At 48.5% G+C, this 16512-nt stretch carries 14 protein-coding genes, 1 pseudogene and 1 other annotated feature; of the genes and pseudogenes, 3 read left to right on the forward strand and 12 right to left on the reverse strand.

Features of this window, described 5'->3' with window-relative positions:
- The first annotated feature begins 53 nt into the window (after window positions 1–53).
- Window positions 54–1829 (forward strand): sensor domain-containing diguanylate cyclase, encoded by a 1776-nt coding sequence (locus tag G598_RS18730; protein ID WP_026767255.1) that lies wholly within the window; start codon window positions 54–56, stop codon window positions 1827–1829.
- Between the two features lie 211 nt (window positions 1830–2040).
- Here the strand turns inward: G598_RS18730 and G598_RS0112560 are convergent, their stop codons facing one another.
- From G598_RS0112560 to G598_RS0112595, 8 genes are all read right to left on the reverse strand, one after another.
- Complete coding sequence (locus G598_RS0112560) at window positions 2041–3063, reverse strand: LacI family DNA-binding transcriptional regulator (RefSeq protein ID WP_026767256.1); 1023 nt, start codon at window positions 3061–3063, stop codon at window positions 2041–2043.
- Window positions 3064–3083: 20 nt separating this feature from the next.
- Window positions 3084–4592: a UDP-glucose--hexose-1-phosphate uridylyltransferase gene (galT, locus tag G598_RS0112565; RefSeq protein ID WP_026767257.1), complete on the reverse strand. Its 1509-nt coding sequence runs from the start codon at window positions 4590–4592 to the stop codon at window positions 3084–3086.
- 14 nt (window positions 4593–4606) lie between these two features.
- Complete coding sequence (galE, locus tag G598_RS0112570) at window positions 4607–5596, reverse strand: UDP-glucose 4-epimerase GalE (protein ID WP_026767258.1); 990 nt, start codon at window positions 5594–5596, stop codon at window positions 4607–4609.
- Window positions 5597–5691: 95 nt separating this feature from the next.
- Complete coding sequence (locus G598_RS0112575; RefSeq protein WP_037364276.1) at window positions 5692–6876, reverse strand: galactokinase; 1185 nt, start codon at window positions 6874–6876, stop codon at window positions 5692–5694.
- Between the two features lie 177 nt (window positions 6877–7053).
- Window positions 7054–8484, reverse strand: a complete 1431-nt coding sequence (gene lacG, locus G598_RS0112580; protein WP_026767260.1) for a 6-phospho-beta-galactosidase — start codon at window positions 8482–8484, stop codon at window positions 7054–7056.
- A 9-nt stretch (window positions 8485–8493) separates the two neighbouring features.
- Entirely contained in the window at window positions 8494–8811 is a 318-nt protein-coding gene (locus G598_RS0112585; RefSeq protein WP_102012102.1) for a PTS lactose/cellobiose transporter subunit IIA, read from the reverse strand.
- Window positions 8812–8851: 40 nt separating this feature from the next.
- Entirely contained in the window at window positions 8852–9367 is a 516-nt protein-coding gene (gene lacB / locus G598_RS0112590) for a galactose-6-phosphate isomerase subunit LacB (protein ID WP_026767262.1), read from the reverse strand.
- A 27-nt stretch (window positions 9368–9394) separates the two neighbouring features.
- Window positions 9395–9814, reverse strand: coding sequence for an RpiB/LacA/LacB family sugar-phosphate isomerase (locus G598_RS0112595; protein ID WP_026767263.1), 420 nt, complete (start codon window positions 9812–9814; stop codon window positions 9395–9397).
- Window positions 9815–9988: 174 nt separating this feature from the next.
- Between G598_RS0112595 and G598_RS0112600 the strand changes: the two genes are divergently transcribed.
- Window positions 9989–10795 carry a MurR/RpiR family transcriptional regulator gene (locus tag G598_RS0112600; RefSeq protein WP_026767264.1) on the forward strand — a complete coding sequence of 269 codons (807 nt, stop codon included), beginning with the start codon at window positions 9989–9991 and terminating at the stop codon, window positions 10793–10795.
- A gap of 28 nt (window positions 10796–10823) precedes the next feature.
- Here the strand turns inward: G598_RS0112600 and G598_RS0112605 are convergent, their stop codons facing one another.
- The 3 genes from G598_RS0112605 to G598_RS0112615 form a co-directional block, all read right to left on the reverse strand.
- A complete protein-coding gene (locus G598_RS0112605) occupies window positions 10824–11753 on the reverse strand; it encodes a 1-phosphofructokinase family hexose kinase (protein WP_026767265.1) in 930 nt (309 codons plus the stop codon).
- 25 nt (window positions 11754–11778) lie between these two features.
- Window positions 11779–12633: a tagatose bisphosphate family class II aldolase gene (locus G598_RS0112610; RefSeq protein WP_026767266.1), complete on the reverse strand. Its 855-nt coding sequence runs from the start codon at window positions 12631–12633 to the stop codon at window positions 11779–11781.
- A gap of 171 nt (window positions 12634–12804) precedes the next feature.
- Window positions 12805–14472, reverse strand: a complete 1668-nt coding sequence (locus G598_RS0112615) for a PTS lactose transporter subunit IIBC (protein WP_026767267.1) — start codon at window positions 14470–14472, stop codon at window positions 12805–12807.
- Window positions 14473–14713: 241 nt separating this feature from the next.
- Window positions 14714–14954 (forward strand) — a binding site (T-box leader).
- A gap of 60 nt (window positions 14955–15014) precedes the next feature.
- Here G598_RS0112615 and trpS point away from each other — a divergent pair.
- Entirely contained in the window at window positions 15015–16016 is a 1002-nt protein-coding gene (gene trpS, locus G598_RS0112620; RefSeq protein ID WP_026767268.1) for a tryptophan--tRNA ligase, read from the forward strand.
- 220 nt (window positions 16017–16236) lie between these two features.
- Here trpS and G598_RS0112625 read toward each other — a convergent pair.
- Window positions 16237–16512, reverse strand: a pseudogene (locus G598_RS0112625) (hypothetical protein); the annotation flags it as partial.

Genomic DNA, 16512 nt, shown 5'->3' on the forward strand with positions numbered 1-16512 from the left:
AGATATTAATCGAATCATCAGCTTACCTAAAAGTAAAAAGGAGTGAGAGAACCATGCTTCAAAAAAAATATGTATTCCACACATTTGATGAATTAGAAAGCATTGCCGCCGAAATAACTTCCAGCAATGCTTATAGAAATGCATCCGGTATTCTTTTACAGCTCTATAATCCCAAGATTGACACTGCTGATGAGGAAATTATCGCGTACCTTCATGCAGCCTGTGAAAAGGCCTGTCTCGTAGGGCTTACCTGCGCTAATATTGCGGACCAGGAGTTTGATATCAAGGATGAGCCCATTGAACTGAATGTCACTTATTTTCAAACCACCAGGCTACTGGCCTTTGACTTTGATATGAACCATGAAACCGGGTTCGTGGCGGGGCGTATCCTGAATAATGAGCTGGAGGATATCTATGATGCCAGATGTATGTTGGTCTGCTATTCCTGTGGCAGTGCCGTCATAAATGCTTTTACCAACGAATTCAGCCATCATAAGCTTCCCCTCTTCGGTGCCAAGGCCGGACGCAGCATAAGGGCCTTGAATACGGCGCTGGTATATGGCAGAAGCACCCACGCCAATGGCATTGTGGCCATCGTCTTTGCCGGGGAAGATTTGCATCTCTATATGGACAACTGCCTTGGCTTCAAGGAAATTGGCTTGAAGATGCGAATAACCAAAACAGAAGGCGACCACATCATAACCGAGATTGACCACAAACCGGCAACGGAGGTTTACTCCAAGTACCTGAACGTAAAGCCCAACAAGTACTTTGTCCATAATGTATGTGAATTTCCTTTGATATTTTCGCATAATGACTGCATCTTTGCCCGCGTTCCCTTTGCCTGTGGTGAGGATGGCTCTATCCATTTTACCGCCGGTGTGGAAAAAGGTGCGAAATTCCGGCTTTCCTATGGAAATCCAGACAACCTGTTCAACATCATTGACCAATCGGTTCAGAACCTGAAAAAATTCAACCCCGAGGCTGTATTCTTATTTGAATGTGGGAATCGGGTTCGTTTTCTCAAAGACCAGGCAAGACACGAGCCCGACAAATTCCGGAAGTATTCGCCGGAATTATCTGTGGCGGTGGGCTATGCTGAGCTATTCTTTGCCCCTATTGGCGGCAATGTCTTAAACAGTGCCTTAGTCGCTGTGGGCCTCACCGAAAACGCTTCTTCCCGGGACGAGATTCGTACCTGTATAAAGATAACAGATGAAAAAACATACCCGGAGGAACAGGAAAATGAAGTTATTCCTTTTGTGGATAGGATTCTGCATTTTCTTGAGAAAACATCGCTGGAACTGGACCAGCTCAACAGGGAATTGGGAAAAATTGCTTATACCGACCGCCTTACGCGAATCTATAATCGCTGGGAGCTGGAGCACAAAATAAATGAGGCAATAGTACTCAGCGAAGATGACCATAGACCGATTTCGTTGATTTTTATGGATATCGACCATTTTAAGCACGTCAATGACACCTACGGCCATGACGTTGGGGATATGGTTTTGCGGACGACTGTGGATTTAATCAAGGATAATTTACAGCCCCAGCACGTTTTCGGACGCTGGGGCGGAGAGGAATTCTTATATTTACTTCCGGACACGGATCTGGAAAAAGCCAAGGAATTTGCGGAAAAGCTGCGCCTGCAGGTGGAAGCCAACTGCTATGTGGTGGTGCGGCACGTGACCATGAGTTTTGGCGTCACCAGCATCATGGAGGGCGATGATATGAATTCCTTTGTGAAACGGGCTGACGAAGCGCTTTATATCGCAAAGGAAAGCGGCCGAAATCGCGTGGTTACAAAGTCCAGCATCCGCAACTAAAAGACGTGGGAAGGGCGGCAGTAACTTTCGCCTTAGTATCTACCATACCTATCTCCTCTACGGGATGCCTTAGCACATCTTTGTAATATACGCAATAAGCCCGTGGTGCCGGTGATGTTTTTCCGCAGCTTTTGACAAGCCTGTCTATGGCGAAGGAAAAATATTACCGGCCCCACGGGCGCCTTATCTCTATGATGTTATCCTAACGCAACTACCGGGAAGCCCCTGTCGTCTCCCTCTCAATCAGCACATTATCCAGCATAATCCGCTTGCTCTGTCCGCCATGAATATTTTCAATCAGCAGTTTAGCGGCATTGCTGCCCAGCTGGAACATATTCTGGTCCATGGTGGTGATTTTCGGTTCCACGAGCCGGGACAGGGAGATATTATCGTACCCCATGATGGAAATATCCTGCGGTACAGATAACCCCAAACGCTTGCAAGCGTTCAGCGCACCTACGGCCATCAAATCGTTGCAGCAGCAAATCGCCGTCGGCTTTAAGCGGGGAATCAGCCCCTGCAAAGCATTCATGGCTGAATCTACCGTTTCCACACCGTTGCCTTCACCGATGTTGAGGATATAGTCTTCCCGCAGCGAGCCGTTTTCTTCCATAAACTGACGATAGGCTTCTTCCTTGATATCGTAGGAGTCGGAATTGGCCCCGCGGACGAACATAATATCCTTATGTCCCAGCCCGGACAGATATTCCAGCGCCATCTGCGAGCCCAGCTTTTCATCATTGCCCACATAGGAAACGCCCTTGATGCGGTGATAACCGTTGATAAACACGAGCGGCACCCGTGCCACCAGTTCTTCATAAAAGCGCTCACTGATATTCTTCGTGTTGGGACTGATGACGATAATCCCCGACACATTGCGGGCTACCAAAGCATTAATGGCATTCATTTCCTGCATCGGGTCATTCTTGGCACAGTTCAGCAGGAAGGAAAACCCATCCTGACGAACAGCATCTTCGATGCCGTCAATAACTTCGGCAAAGAACATATTGTGCAGCCCCGGCACCACCACGCCAATCGTGGAGGATTTGCGGGTATTGAGCTCTCTGGCCTGAACATTGGGCACATAGTTAAGGCTGCTGATGGCCTCCTTAACCCGTTCCTTCGTGTCCTGTTTCACCGGATAATTACCATTCACCACCCGCGAAACCGTGGCAACCGACACCCCCGCTTTCTTCGCCACATCCACAATGGTGGCCTGTTTTTTCACGTCCATGAAAACCTGCTTTCTGTCGATTATTCGTCTTCAGAAACAACTTGCATAAACTTATCGAAAGCGGCCAATCCCTGCTCATTGCGCTTGTAAACACCGGCATGAACCAGTACCGTCTTAAAGACCTCACCGATTTCTGCCTGCAAAATGCCAGCGACTTTATCCTCCGTTACCGTCGGATATTTTTCCCGCAGCATCTTATACCAGTCAGCATGCTTCTGGAGTTCCTCAATGCCGGAAACATCTGCTGTGCCACGAACCAATTCCTGTCCCAAATGGTGCATTTCCTGTTTCAGACGTGCAGGCAATACCGCCAGCCCCATGACTTCGATAAGACCGATGTTTTCCTTCTTGATATGATGAACTTCTGCATGCGGATGGAAAATGCCCAGCGGATGCTCGTCACTCGTGCGGTTATTGCGCAGAACCAAGTCGAGTTCATAGGCATTGCCACGGCGGCGGGCAATCGGCGTAATGGTATTATGGGGCTGACCATCGCTTTCGGCCAGAATTCCCACGCTTTCATCACTGTAAGCGCGCCATTTGTTCAGGATTTTTTCCGCCAAATCCGTAAGTTCTTCCCGATCCTCACCCGTCAAGCGAATAGTGGACATCGGCCATTTTACGCGGCCAATCTTCACCTGTTCGTAGCCCTTCACGCTGTAGGTGCGTTCCACCGGCGCCTTGGCCATGGCAAAGTCATAGCGGCCGCCCTGATAGTGGTCATGGGACAGAATCGAGCCGCCTACAATCGGTAAATCCGCATTGGAACCCAAGAAATAATGCGGGAAGATGGTCACAAAATCCAACAGGTTTTCAAAGCTCTTGCGGTTTACCTTCATGGGAATATGCTTGCGGTTCAGCACAATGCAATGCTCATTGTAATAGGTATACGGGGAGTATTGCATAAACCAGCGATGGGATGCCAGCCGCAAGGGAATCAGGCGGTGTGTCTGCCGCGCCGGATGACCGGCATGACCGGCAAAGCCTTCGTTTTCCCGGCAAAGGAGGCACTGCGGATAGGAGCTGGATTTTACAAGTTTTGCCTTGGCAATATCCCGCGGGTCCTTTTCCGGCTTGGACAGATTAATGGTAATATCCAAATCGCCAAATTCCGTAGCTGTCTGCCAAACGATGTTCTTGTCAATCCTGTCCTTGCGGATGTAATTGGAGGCAATGCTCATCTTGTAGAAATTGTCCGTAGCCGCTTTCGGCGCGCGGGCATAGTCGCTCTGAAATCTGCGCACCACTTCCGAAGGACGAGGCATAACGCAGTTCATCAGACGGGTATCGAATAAATCCCGCTCGCTGACCGTATCTTCGATAAGTTTTTCCTGCACCGCAAAATCCAGCAGATTGGCCAGAATGGGTGCAGCCGTTTCTAAATTTTCTTCTATATCTTCCGGCACAAACTCCCCGACGTGTAAAACGTCAATGAGGAGATTGGCACTGTAATAATAATCGTCTTCGCTTATTAGACCGCGCTGCTTAGCGAAGTTCAGCAGACGGTTGATTTCTGTGTTGATGTTCATTTCTACTTCACCGCTTATTTTTCATATCCATTGGGATGTTTCTGATGCCAGTTCCAGGCTGTACCGATAACCTGCTTTACATCCGTATAGCGGGGATTCCAGCCTAAGATTTTTCTGGCCTTTTCACTCGAAGCAATAAGCTGTGCGGGGTCGCCGGCACGGCGGGCGCCCATTTCCACCTTGATGTCCTTGCCCGTGGCTTCCTTTGCGGCTTCAATCATTTCCTTAACGGAGAAGCCCTGACCATTGCCGAGGTTGAAGATATTGCTGTCGCCGCCCTTGCGCAGGTATTCGAGTGCCAGCACATGCGCATCGGCGAGGTCGATTACATGGATGTAATCGCGCAGGCAGGTGCCGTCCGGCGTAGCGTAGTCGTCACCAAAGACCGTGATATGGTCGCGCTTGCCCAGAGGAACCTGCAGGATAAGCGGAATCAGATGCGTTTCCGGATGATGGTCTTCACCGATGGAACCATCGTCCAGAGCGCCTGCGGCATTGAAGTAACGCAGGGACACATAGCGGATGCCATCTGCACGGCTGACCCATTTCATCATCTTTTCCATCGTGAGCTTGCTTTCGCCATAGGTGTTGGTCGGGCAGGTTTCATCGTCTTCCATGATGGGGATTTTCTTCGGCTCGCCGTATACGGCAGCCGTGGAGGAGAACACAATCTTGTCCACATGATGGCGAACCATTGCTTCCAAGAGCACCTGCATACCATAGACGTTGTTGTTAAAGTATTTCAGCGGTTTCTCCATGCTTTCGCCGACCAGCGAATTGGCAGCGAAATGGATAACGGCTTCAATTTTGTTTTCCGTGAAGATTTTGTCGAGCACAGATGCTTCGCGGATATCCCCTTCGTAAAATTTAGCCTTGGGGTTCAGGGCATCCCGATGACCGGTCTGCAGATTATCCACGATAACAACGTCTTCGCCCTTTTCCACTAACTGATGAACGGCATGGGAACCGATATAGCCGGCGCCGCCGCAAACAAGAATCGACATGAGTCTACGCTCCTTTTCTCTATTCCACACAGTATCACACAGAAATCGCTTTCTATTTTAGCATGCTTTCCGTCTGTTTTCTAGAAAATGTTTTCTTACTTAATTCGATGCGTACCATCGGCAATGTTGGCCACATAGAAGCTCGGTGCATAGCCAATCTTCTCCGTATAAGCCTTGCCCACTTTTTCCTTGAACGCTTCGATGGCTTCATTCTTCACGAGGCTTACCGTACAGCCGCCAAAGCCTGCGCCCGTCATACGGGAACCGATAACCCCATCAATCTGCCAGGCAAGCTCTGCCAAAGTATCGAGTTCCTTGCCCGTCACATCGTAATCATCGCGCAGAGAGTAATGGGATTCATTCATCAGCTTGCCGAATTTAACCACATCGTCGCCTTCCAATGCTTCTACAGCTTCAAGTGTACGGTTGTTTTCGAGCACTGCATGACGCGCACGCTGACGTTCCAGCGGTTCGCTGATGGCACCGGCCAGCTGATTGAACGCTTCATTGGAAAGCTCGCCCAAAGCATTCAGTTCCGGCTTTACTTCCTTCAATTCGTTCAGCGCGTGTTCACACTGTGCACGGCGTACATTATAAGCGCTGGAGGCCAGGCTGTGCGGCTTATTGGTATTGGAAATCACAATGCTGGCACCTTCCAAGGCAATTTTGCTGTAACGATAGGAAAGCGTATTGCAGTCCAAAAGGATTGCGCAGTCCTTCTTGCCCATACCAACGGCGAACTGGTCCATAATGCCGCAGTTTACGCCCACAAAGGTGTTTTCTGCTTTCTGAGAAAGTTTTACCATTTCTACCATATCCAGACCGAAACCGAAAGCGTCATTGAGGATAAGCGCCGTCAGCACTTCGATGGATGCCGAGGAGGAAAGGCCGGAACCATTGGGCAGCGTGCCGTAAACCAGAATATCAAAGCCATGGGAAGCCTTATGACCGGCATCTTCAAAGACTTTAACTACGCCCATGGGATAGTTGGCCCAATTCTTTTCCTTATCATAGCTGAGGCCTGACATAGCAAATTCAATGACACCCTTGTCCGCAAGGTTCATGGAGTAAATCCGCGTCTTGTTATCGGCACGGTCAGCCACCAGCGCATAAGTGCCCAGCGAAATGGCACAGGGGAACACATGGCCGCCATTGTAATCGGTGTGTTCACCAATCAGATTAACACGTCCCGGAGAAAAATAAGCCCGCGTTTCCTGCGCACCAAACTTCGCAGCGAACTCCTCTTCCATCTTTGCCAGAATTTCATTTTCCTTTTCCATGTCATAGCCTCCTATATTATATGTAAACGTTTTCCATTTTCTTTTCTGAAATGCGGTGCAAGTTCATCGTTTTGCGGACCAACTCGCACCGCATTTCCTTTTGTTATTTCTAGTTTACGCTTGTGTTAAGGGAATGTCAAGTGTTTTTTGTAAACGTTTTCTTATTTTTTTCTATACTTAATCGGCAATGTCATCTGCACCAACAATTTCGCCCCGCCGGCTCATGGCCTTATACCAATAAGCGCTTTTCTTGGGATAACGCTTCTGTGTGGCATAATCGACATAGAATAAGCCGTAGCGCTTGCTATAGCCATTACTCCAGGACAGCACATCCATCAAGCTCCAGATATAATAACCGCCCACATGTACGCCTTCGCTAATGGCCTTCAATACAGCTTCCAAATGCCGGGTAACATATTCTATACGGGGTGTATCATCGATTTTTCCATCCACGAAATCATCTTTATACCCCATACCATTTTCCGAAATGAAGATTTCTTTATAATTGGGATAATCACGCGCTATACGCTTCAGCTGCTTATACATCCCTTCCGGATAAATCGGCCAATCCCAATCGGTAGTCGGAACTGCAGAGTTGCTGACCCGCGCGCCAATGCTTTTCAGGCAAAAGACGCTGGTGCCCTTTTCCCCGGTACTGTTGTTGACCACCTGGCTTTCGCCCTCATAAGCCTGCAGGAAATGGCTGGAATAATAATTCATGCCCAAAAAGTCAATCTGTGCTGCAGCCTTGGCAAATTCCACAAAGTCCTGTTCTTCGGTAAGCAGGCTGCCACCATTCTTCTGCAGGATTTCATTGATGAAGCCCATCGTAGTTTCCGAATAGCGGCCTAAATAACAGGCATCCAGCATGAAACGGTTGGAAATGGCATCATCCAAATCACGGGCGTGGTTGTTTTTCGGCGTATCGGTGATGGCTTCCTTGCCCTCCAACGTATGAACAATACCTATTCTTCCCGGCAAATTCATGCTCTTGTAAAGATTCAACGCCTTTGCATGGGCTACCATCAAATTATGCTCAATTTGAATAGCTTTTTCAATCTGGAAGGTTTCATGCGGGGGAAAATTGCCTGCCAGATAGCCATTCTGGGCAATCGACCACGGCTCATTGAAGGTAGCCCATTTCATCACCCGGTCGCCAAAGGCTTCAAAACAGATTTTGGCATATGCCACGAATTTATCAATCAAATCCCGGTTCAGCCAATGCCCGTTTTGAAAAAAGGGTAACGGTGTATCAAAATGATGAAGGGTTACAAACGGCTCTACGCCCTGCCGGATGCATTCGTCAATAAGCTTGTTATAGTAATCGATACCTGCCTGATTGACCTTTCCCTCACCATCGGGAAGAATGCGTGTCCAGGACAGCGATATGCGAATGCCGTTTATATGAAAATCATGAGCCAATTGCAAATCCTGCTTATATTGATGATAGAAGTCACTGGCCGGGTCAGCATTGAAGCGCGCTCCGGGACGATTCATATATTCATCCCAGACACAAGGGCCGCGCCCATCTTCACGGGTTGCGCCCTCTACCTGATAAGCTGCCGTAGCGCCGCCAAAGATAAACCCATCGGGAAATTTCTGTGCCATGTCTACACCTCATTTCTCCTTGAACATCTTGATAAAGCGTTTATCCATATCCGAAAGCAGCATCGCCGTCATCAAATGATCCTGAGCATGGACAGTGAGGAAACCAATTTCGATTTCTTCCCCTGCTGCCTCCTTGGTGATGAGTTCTGTCTGCTGATTATGCGCATTAAGAATCAAGTCATCACCTTCCTTGATTAAAGCTTCTGCCTTAGCAAAATCCTTCTCACTGATTGCATCCATCGCCGCAAGGAACTTAGTCCGGGCATCGCCTGCATAAGCCACAATCTCCATTGCAATCATAGCCATTTCATCTTTCGTCATAGCCATAAAATATCACTCCCGTTTTTTCCTTTAATTATACCACTTATCAATCATGGTAGTAACCTTCATCCCACTTTTGCAGGTACTCATCAAACAAATGGTCATTTTCGATGCAGTCATTTTCGCCAATCAAGCCATCAATCTTGGCAATCAGAGCCTCCTTTTCCGGAGTAGGCTTGTACTCGGCTTTCAAAAAGGCTTCCAAAATATATTCAATGCTGCCGATGCCGATAACACGGCCGCCACAGCCGATAACATTGGCATTCAGGTTTTCCTTAGCGGCAACAGCAGTCTGTACATCAGCCACACAAGCAGCCCGTACGCCTTTCACCTTTTGGGCCGCATTATTGATGCCAATACCGGTACCACAGATACATACGCCTAAATCCACTTCACCTGTGGCCACCAGTTTCCCCACTTTCCGGCCATAGATGGGATAATGCGTGCGGATAAAATCATAAGTACCCACATCGATAACTTCATGCCCCTGTTTCTTTAAGAATTCCGCCGCCTTGATTTTAATATCGGTCACAATATGGTCACAGCCAATGGCAATTTTCATCGTGTTTTCCTCCTCAAAAGTCGTCTGTCAGCATTCACGGTTCAGCATATCGATACGAATCTGATGCCGCCCGCCATCGTATTCCGTCTTAACAAAATTCTCAGCCAGCTGGCAGGAGAGCTTTTCAGCCGTCACATTGGCCCCCAGCGTAATAATCTGCGTGCTGTTATGATGGCGCGTCATCGAAGAGGTATAATCTTCATAGGTGGGTGCACACACAATGCCATGATGCTTGGCCGCAATCATAAAGGGAGCCACACCATAATCATCCACAATTATGCCGCGGGTAATTCCCTTCTCCTGAATGGCCGTCACCACATTTTCCGTAGCCGTAAAAATATCCTGATTCGAAAAGTCCTCTATCTCATAGCCTTTGCTCTCCAGGTACTCCTTAATGGTGTTCTTGAGTTTTTCACCGTCCGTATTCGCAGCTAATGCAACTTTCATAATCACAGCTTCCTTTCTCACTAAATGTTTAAGGGGATAACGTTTACTATGCTTTTATTATAGCCGTCAGAGAACCTGTTTGGTTTTCATCATTTGAAAGGATTTTCGCCTATGGCAAAACCGGAACAACGGCGTTATAATAAAAGATAATGAATTTCAAGGAGTTGATGAATTATGTTAATTAAAATTGACCACGATTTTCATGAACATTTGACCGAGACCGAACAAAAAGTCATTGGCTTCATCAATATGAATGCGGAGAAAATATCCTCCATGTCCATCAGCGATGTGGCAGAGGCCACCTATTCCTCACCGGCAACGGTCAGCCGAACCATCAAAAAATGTGGGATTTCCGGCTTTGCCGAGTTGCGCTATATCATCACCCAAAAGACCACCGTGCACAAGGACAATATCGCCGTTAATGAAATTTTCAACAAAAGTCTGACCGAAGTAACCCAGACCATCGAACAACTAAACATAGAAACCATTCTCGCCGTAGTCCGGGAAATCCGACAGGCAAAGCGCATTTATCTTCTGTCTCGTGGGCTTACCGAACACGTTGCGGATGAATTTGCCTTGAAGCTCCAGCTGCAGGGCTTTAATGTCTTTGCCAATTCCGACCCATCCATTATGCAGGATGTAACCCGCCGCATGAAAAATCAGGAGCTGGTCATTATTTTCAGTCTGTCCGGAAAGACCCCGGAATTGCTCACTGCCGCTGAAAATGCCGCCTCCTTGGGCGCACGAATTGTAACCATTACCTGTGGGGCACCGGATACACCACTCGCCCGTATCGCCCATCTTGCCATATACGGTTTTAAACACAGCCATGTATCCATCAAAAATGTTGATGCCACCTCCCGATTGCCCATCTACGTCATCAGTCGTATCATCATCGATTATCTGACCAAGCAGCAGGAAGAAGAACGGGAAAAAGCCGCCCACAAAGAGGCGGCCTATCGCAGGGAACATTACTTTTAAGAATACTTTGCTCACGCTATCTAATCAATCAGGCAATTTTTTCTATAGCAATCCGGGGCAGCAAATCCTCAACAATCTGCTTTTGCACATATCCGCTTTCTGCCTCCAGCGCATTGGCTGTTCCACAGGCGGCACCCAGCCGCAAAATTTCTTCAACCGGCAGTTTGCGCTGAAGTCCTGCAGCAATCCCCGCAACGTAAGAGTCTCCTGACCCTACAGGGTTCTGACAGTCAATTTCCGGTACGGTAACCCGATAGATACCGCCTTCAACGCCAACCAGCGACCCCTGACTTCCCAGAGAAATTGCTGCCATTTCAATCCCTTCATCCAAAAAGTGACGTATTTCCCGCACCACATCTGCCTCACTATGCAGACGATAACCGCGCAAAGCCTCAATCTCATCCCGGTTGGGCTTGATGAAATCCGGTTTTGCCGATATTCCCCGCGCCAGCAAATCGCCGCTGGTGTCCAACAGGAATTTCTTCCCGGCTGCATGAGCATCCTCGATTAACTCAGCATAAAAATCTACCGGCACGCCTTGCGGCACACTGCCAGAGGCCACCACGATATCCGCTTTGTCCAGAAGTTCCGCATATTTTTTGCGGAACTTTTTTAATTCCTCCAGACTGACTTCCGGCCCCGGCTCCAAAATCTCTGTCTGCGCGCCATCCTCGGTAAGAATCGCCAAACAGGAACGGGTTTCTCCTGCCACATCCACAAAATCTCCGTTTATTCCATAATCCTCAAGTTTTCCTGCTATCAATTCGCCGGTCTTGCCTCCCAAAAAGCCGGTTACCACCGTCTCTTCTCCTAAGATGGTATCTACGTTTGCCACATGAATGCCCTTCCCGCCCGGCGTATTATCCACGGATTTTGCCCGCACGATTTTTCCCTTGGCAAAATCGACCAGTTCATAGCGTTTATCCAATGATGCATTCAGGTTTATTACCAGTATCATATCCTTTACCCTTCCTCAGTTTTTCTTAATAGCGGTTCTGGCTGCCACACACCTCAATCTTGTGCTGCACGATCGAACGCATAGCTTCCTTGCCCGGTGTCATATACTTACGCGGGTCATTGGCCTCGGGATTTTCCCGGAAAAATTCCTTCACAGCATTGGAGAAGGGAATTTTCAAATCCGTGGCCACATTTACCTTGCAGATGCCCAGGGAAATTGCCTTTTGCACCAGTTCATCCGGCACATCCGAAGCACCATGGAGTACCAGCGGGATTTCTACCCGGTTGCGGATTTCCGTCAAGCGGTCAAAGTCCAGCTTGGGCGTGCCCTTATAAAGCCCATGTGCCGTACCGATGGCCACAGCCAGACTGTCAATCCCGGTATCTTCTACATAACGCACCGCATCATCAGGATTGGTATAGGCGCTGTCTGCATCTTCCACCACCAGGTCATCCTCCTGTCCAACCAGTTTCCCCAGTTCGGCTTCCACGGAAGCACCGCAGGTATGAGCAAACGCCACCACTTCCTTAACCTTCGCCACATTTTCATCATAAGGCAGGCGAGAGGCATCAATCATGACGCTGCGGCAGCCGGCGGCTACCGTATGTTCAATTTCCGCCACATTCTCATGATGATCCAAATGGAAAGACATTGGCACATCATACTTTTCCATAGCCGTTTCCGTAAGCGCCACCAGATAATCTTTATCCGCATAACGTACCGTAGATGGCGTAGCGGCAATAATTACCGGCGAATGCATTTCACTGGCCGTATCGACTACCACCTGAAATGTTTCCAGATTGTGAATATTGAAGGCCGGCACCGCATAATGTTTCTTTTGGGCATCCCGCAACATATCATTGGTATTGTGTAATTTCATTTTTATCGCTCCTCTTTTTATTCAGCTTAAAACCTTGATTTCATTATAAGAAAATGCCCTCGCCCTTTGTTTTCACCTTTTGGAAAGGTTTTCACATTTTTGGGGTATAAAAATACTCCTGCTGCCACTGTTACCGTATCAGTTGGCAGCAGGAGTTTATTCCTACTTAAATTAATGTGCCATCAACGCGAGGGCAAAATCCAGAGCCTTTTCCGGGTCACGGGTAAGCCCTACATATTCCCGGCCGCTGGTCGTTGCACTCTTGACCCCTTTGGCTTCGCAGTCCGTCTTCAGCTCATCATACATAGATGCCATCTGCGGTGCTAACACGACAAGGTCAAAATCCGTGATAATATCTTTATGCTGACCGTAAGCCATAGCAATGGATTCCACCGGAGCATGACGCTCTTCCGCGCCTTTAGTGATTGCCTTGGCCAGCATGGAACTGGTTGCACCGGATGCGCAGAGTACCAGTACCCGCTTTTCTTCCTGTGGCAGCTCAGCTGCAGCTACGGCCGGAGCGCCGACATTTTCCACTGCTTCTGTAACCGTCTCCTCCTCTGTCTCAATACCGGCTTTTTCCTTCTCCACCAGCTGGGCATCATAAACCCGGAAGAACGGATAATAAAGCACGGCATCTACCAGGAGGAGCAAGGGAGCCAGTACAAAGGCTAATTTAGCAAAGCCCGTACCGATGATGAGACCGATGGGGGCCGGAGTTGTCCAGGGCAGAATATAGGTAAAGGAGTTCATGCCCAGTGTATCAACAAAAAACTTGAAAATCCATACATTGAAAATCGGTGCCAGGATAAAGGGGAAGAACAGTACCGGATTCAAAACGATGGGCGCACCAAACAGAATCGGTTCGTTCACGGCAAAGGTAACCGGAATAATGGAAGCCCGTCCAACAGCTCTAAGCTGTTTGGATTTGGCGATAAACGCACACATCGCACAGAACATCAGCGTTGCGCCCGTGCCGCCAATGGTTGCGACAAAATACGAGGTCGGATGCGTAAGGATATTCACTGCGTGACCGCCGTTGCTTACGATTTGCAGATTCGCTTCGATATTGGCAATATAAATTGCCGTTACTGCCGGTTCTACGATAGACGGGCCATGAATACCCATGAACCAGAACATCGCCATAGCTCCATAGATGATGGCAACACCGATATAACCATCTGCTGCCACAAAGAGCGGCTTGAACACTTCCAGTACCCAGGCACCAAACATCATGCCCGTAGTTTCCTTAAAGACGATACCAAAAATCCAGTAAACCAGTACGGCTACCGACAAGGGGATAAGGTCAGCAAAAGTCTGTGCAATATAATGGGGAACTTCATCGGGCAGCTTGATGGTGATATTGCGCTTTACGAAGAATTTGTAAATGTTTGGCACCGTAAACGCTACCACAAAAGCGGATAAGAGCCCCTTCGTTCCCATGAACTCCGTGGAAATGCCCCCCTCCACAGGAGCTACCGCCAACAAGAGCAAGCAGATAATGGATACGATCATGACCGAGACATCATTAATCTGCCGGAGTTTCGGCATCTTCGTATTAATGCTGTCCGTCAGGCTTTTGGCAATGGTTGCCACCATGAGAATGCCCAGCATACCCATGCTGTAGTTATAAGCCTGCCAAAGCACGCTGCTGATGGATTCCGGCCACTTGTAGTCGAAGATCTCCGGCACACAGGCCACCAGAATGAATAAGGACGAAAACAGGATTACCGGTATGCAGCTTACAAAGCCATCCCGGATAGCCCGCAGGTAGATGTTGTTGGAAACCTTTTCAAACATCGGTTTCAAGGTCTCTACCATCTTGATCAGTTTTTCCATGATGATTCCCTTTCTTTCTTTGAACTTCGAGAGCTCATCAACCAGCTCTCCCCTGCTATGGTTACAGTATAAGGCAAAATTGTTTCCGCGTGTTTTCACGTTTTGAAAATTTTTTCAACAACATAAAAAAAATGACCACACTTATTTATCTTAACAGAATATCGCTTTAACGCAAATAGACTTTGTCCTATTCTGCCTTGACAAAGCCTTTTCTGCGTGCTATTATTTTCTCGTATTTTATAGAAAACCGTTGAAGCGGAAAAAACAGCCGTTATGCTCTCCCAGAGAGTCCGGGATGCTGAAAACCGGATAGAACACAGACTGCTGCATGGGCCGCTGAGGGCGCACCGAACATTACCATTAGGCATATCAGTAGGCTGCGACGTAAGACATACGTCAGTTGTCAGAGGTATGTTCGTACCTCGTTAAGGGCATGGCACAGCCATGAAACAGGGTGGCACCGCGAGAATTTCGTCCCTGACAGAAACTATTTTCTGTCGGGGACTTTTTGGTTCCTGACAGGCCAAAAGGAGCAAACGCATATGGAAAACAAAAAAATCATTCTCTCGGGCATTCAGCCCACAGGCACCTTTACCCTGGGCAACTATCTGGGCGCGGTGAAGAACTGGCAGAAAATGCAGGAGGACTACAACTGCTACTACTTTATCGCCGACCTGCACTCCCTGACGATTCACATCGACCCGTCCCAGCGTAAAAAGCAGACCCTCGAAGCCTTTGCCCTGCTGCTGGCCTGCGGCATTGACCCGCAAAAGAGCCTGGTTTTCGTCCAGAGCCATGTCCGCAGCCATGCGGAAATGGGCTGGCTCATGAGCTGCTGCGCCCAGTTCGGTGAACTCAGCCGCATGACCCAGTTCAAGGATAAATCCAGCAAACATCCGGAAAACATCAACGCCGGTCTCTTTACCTATCCGGCACTGATGGCCGGCGACATCCTGCTGTATCAGGCCGACTATGTCCCCGTAGGCGCTGACCAGACCCAGCATTTGGAATTCACCCGTGATATTGCCACCCGCATCAACCATAACTACGGCGAAATCTTCAAGCTGCCGGAAGGCTACTTCCCAAAAGCCGGTGCCCGCGTCATGAGCCTGCAGGACCCCACCAGCAAGATGAGCAAGTCCGACACCAATCCCAAAGCCACGATTTCCATTCTCGATGAAGAAAATGTCATTCTCAAGAAATTCAAGAGCGCTGTCACCGACAGCGAAGCCAAGGTATGCTTCCGCGAGGACAAGCCTGGCGTCAGCAACCTCATGACCATCTATTCGGCCATCACCGGAAAAACCATGGAGGAAATCGAAGCCGAATTCGACGGCAAGGGCTATGGCGACTTCAAGACCGTTGTCGGCCAGACCGTAGCCGATGAATTAAAGCCCATCCGCGAAAAATACAAGGAACTTATGGCCGATAGAAAAGCCCTCGAAGTCCTCATGAAGGAAGGCGCCGACAAAGCCGAGTACATCGCCCGCAAGACCCTCTCCAAAACGAAGAAAAAATTAGGCCTGCTGCCGGAAATCCGCTAAGCGATTTCCCGGCAGCAAGCCGTAAAAATAAGCACCCAGTCAACATGCGCAAAGTACATTATAACAAACCTTAAGCGTAGGAATTGTGTATAGATTTCGTAACAACTGACAATCCTGTCTAAGTCACGTTGAACCTCCCCCACTTATAGAAGTGGGGAATTCTTGAGAAGTTTGATACACGGACTAACGCCCGACAGACATATCCCAAAGGAGTTAGCTGTCAGGATACCCTTATTCTCAATGGGCTGTCCAAAAGCCCTCTACACAGTTCTTCGAAATCGAAGTTCTGCTTACTTTTGCGAAGTATGTTTGCCGCCCCGTTGACATCGGCATTTGCAGTTCTGCCATCGGCAAACCGATACAGTCCACGCTGGACACGCTTGCCACTGAATATACCAGTATACGGATTTTCGGCATTGTAGACAGGAATATCGTCCAGGTCAAGGCAGCTTGCCTTTGAAGTATAGGATTCTTCCTGCTCTATGTACTTAATCCC

This window comes from Selenomonas ruminantium subsp. ruminantium ATCC 12561, from assembly GCF_000424065.1.
GTDB lineage: Bacteria > Bacillota > Negativicutes > Selenomonadales > Selenomonadaceae > Selenomonas_A > Selenomonas_A ruminantium.

What these genes read in the sequence shown, in the direction of transcription:
- G598_RS18730 (WP_026767255.1), top strand. Translation starts at nt 54, where the DNA reads ATGCTTCAAAAAAAATATGTATTCCACACATTTGATGAATTAGAAAGC.
- G598_RS0112560 (WP_026767256.1), bottom strand. Translation starts at nt 3,063, where the DNA reads ATGGACGTGAAAAAACAGGCCACCATTGTGGATGTGGCGAAGAAAGCG.
- galT (WP_026767257.1), bottom strand. Translation starts at nt 4,592, where the DNA reads ATGAACATCAACACAGAAATCAACCGTCTGCTGAACTTCGCTAAGCAG.
- galE (WP_026767258.1), bottom strand. Translation starts at nt 5,596, where the DNA reads ATGTCGATTCTTGTTTGCGGCGGCGCCGGCTATATCGGTTCCCATGCC.
- G598_RS0112575 (WP_037364276.1), bottom strand. Translation starts at nt 6,876, where the DNA reads ATGGAAAAGGAAAATGAAATTCTGGCAAAGATGGAAGAGGAGTTCGCT.
- lacG (WP_026767260.1), bottom strand. Translation starts at nt 8,484, where the DNA reads ATGGCACAGAAATTTCCCGATGGGTTTATCTTTGGCGGCGCTACGGCA.
- G598_RS0112585 (WP_102012102.1), bottom strand. Translation starts at nt 8,811, where the DNA reads ATGGCTATGACGAAAGATGAAATGGCTATGATTGCAATGGAGATTGTG.
- lacB (WP_026767262.1), bottom strand. Translation starts at nt 9,367, where the DNA reads ATGAAAATTGCCATTGGCTGTGACCATATTGTGACCGATATTAAAATC.
- G598_RS0112595 (WP_026767263.1), bottom strand. Translation starts at nt 9,814, where the DNA reads ATGAAAGTTGCATTAGCTGCGAATACGGACGGTGAAAAACTCAAGAAC.
- G598_RS0112600 (WP_026767264.1), top strand. Translation starts at nt 9,989, where the DNA reads ATGTTAATTAAAATTGACCACGATTTTCATGAACATTTGACCGAGACC.
- G598_RS0112605 (WP_026767265.1), bottom strand. Translation starts at nt 11,753, where the DNA reads ATGATACTGGTAATAAACCTGAATGCATCATTGGATAAACGCTATGAA.
- G598_RS0112610 (WP_026767266.1), bottom strand. Translation starts at nt 12,633, where the DNA reads ATGAAATTACACAATACCAATGATATGTTGCGGGATGCCCAAAAGAAA.
- G598_RS0112615 (WP_026767267.1), bottom strand. Translation starts at nt 14,472, where the DNA reads ATGGAAAAACTGATCAAGATGGTAGAGACCTTGAAACCGATGTTTGAA.
- trpS (WP_026767268.1), top strand. Translation starts at nt 15,015, where the DNA reads ATGGAAAACAAAAAAATCATTCTCTCGGGCATTCAGCCCACAGGCACC.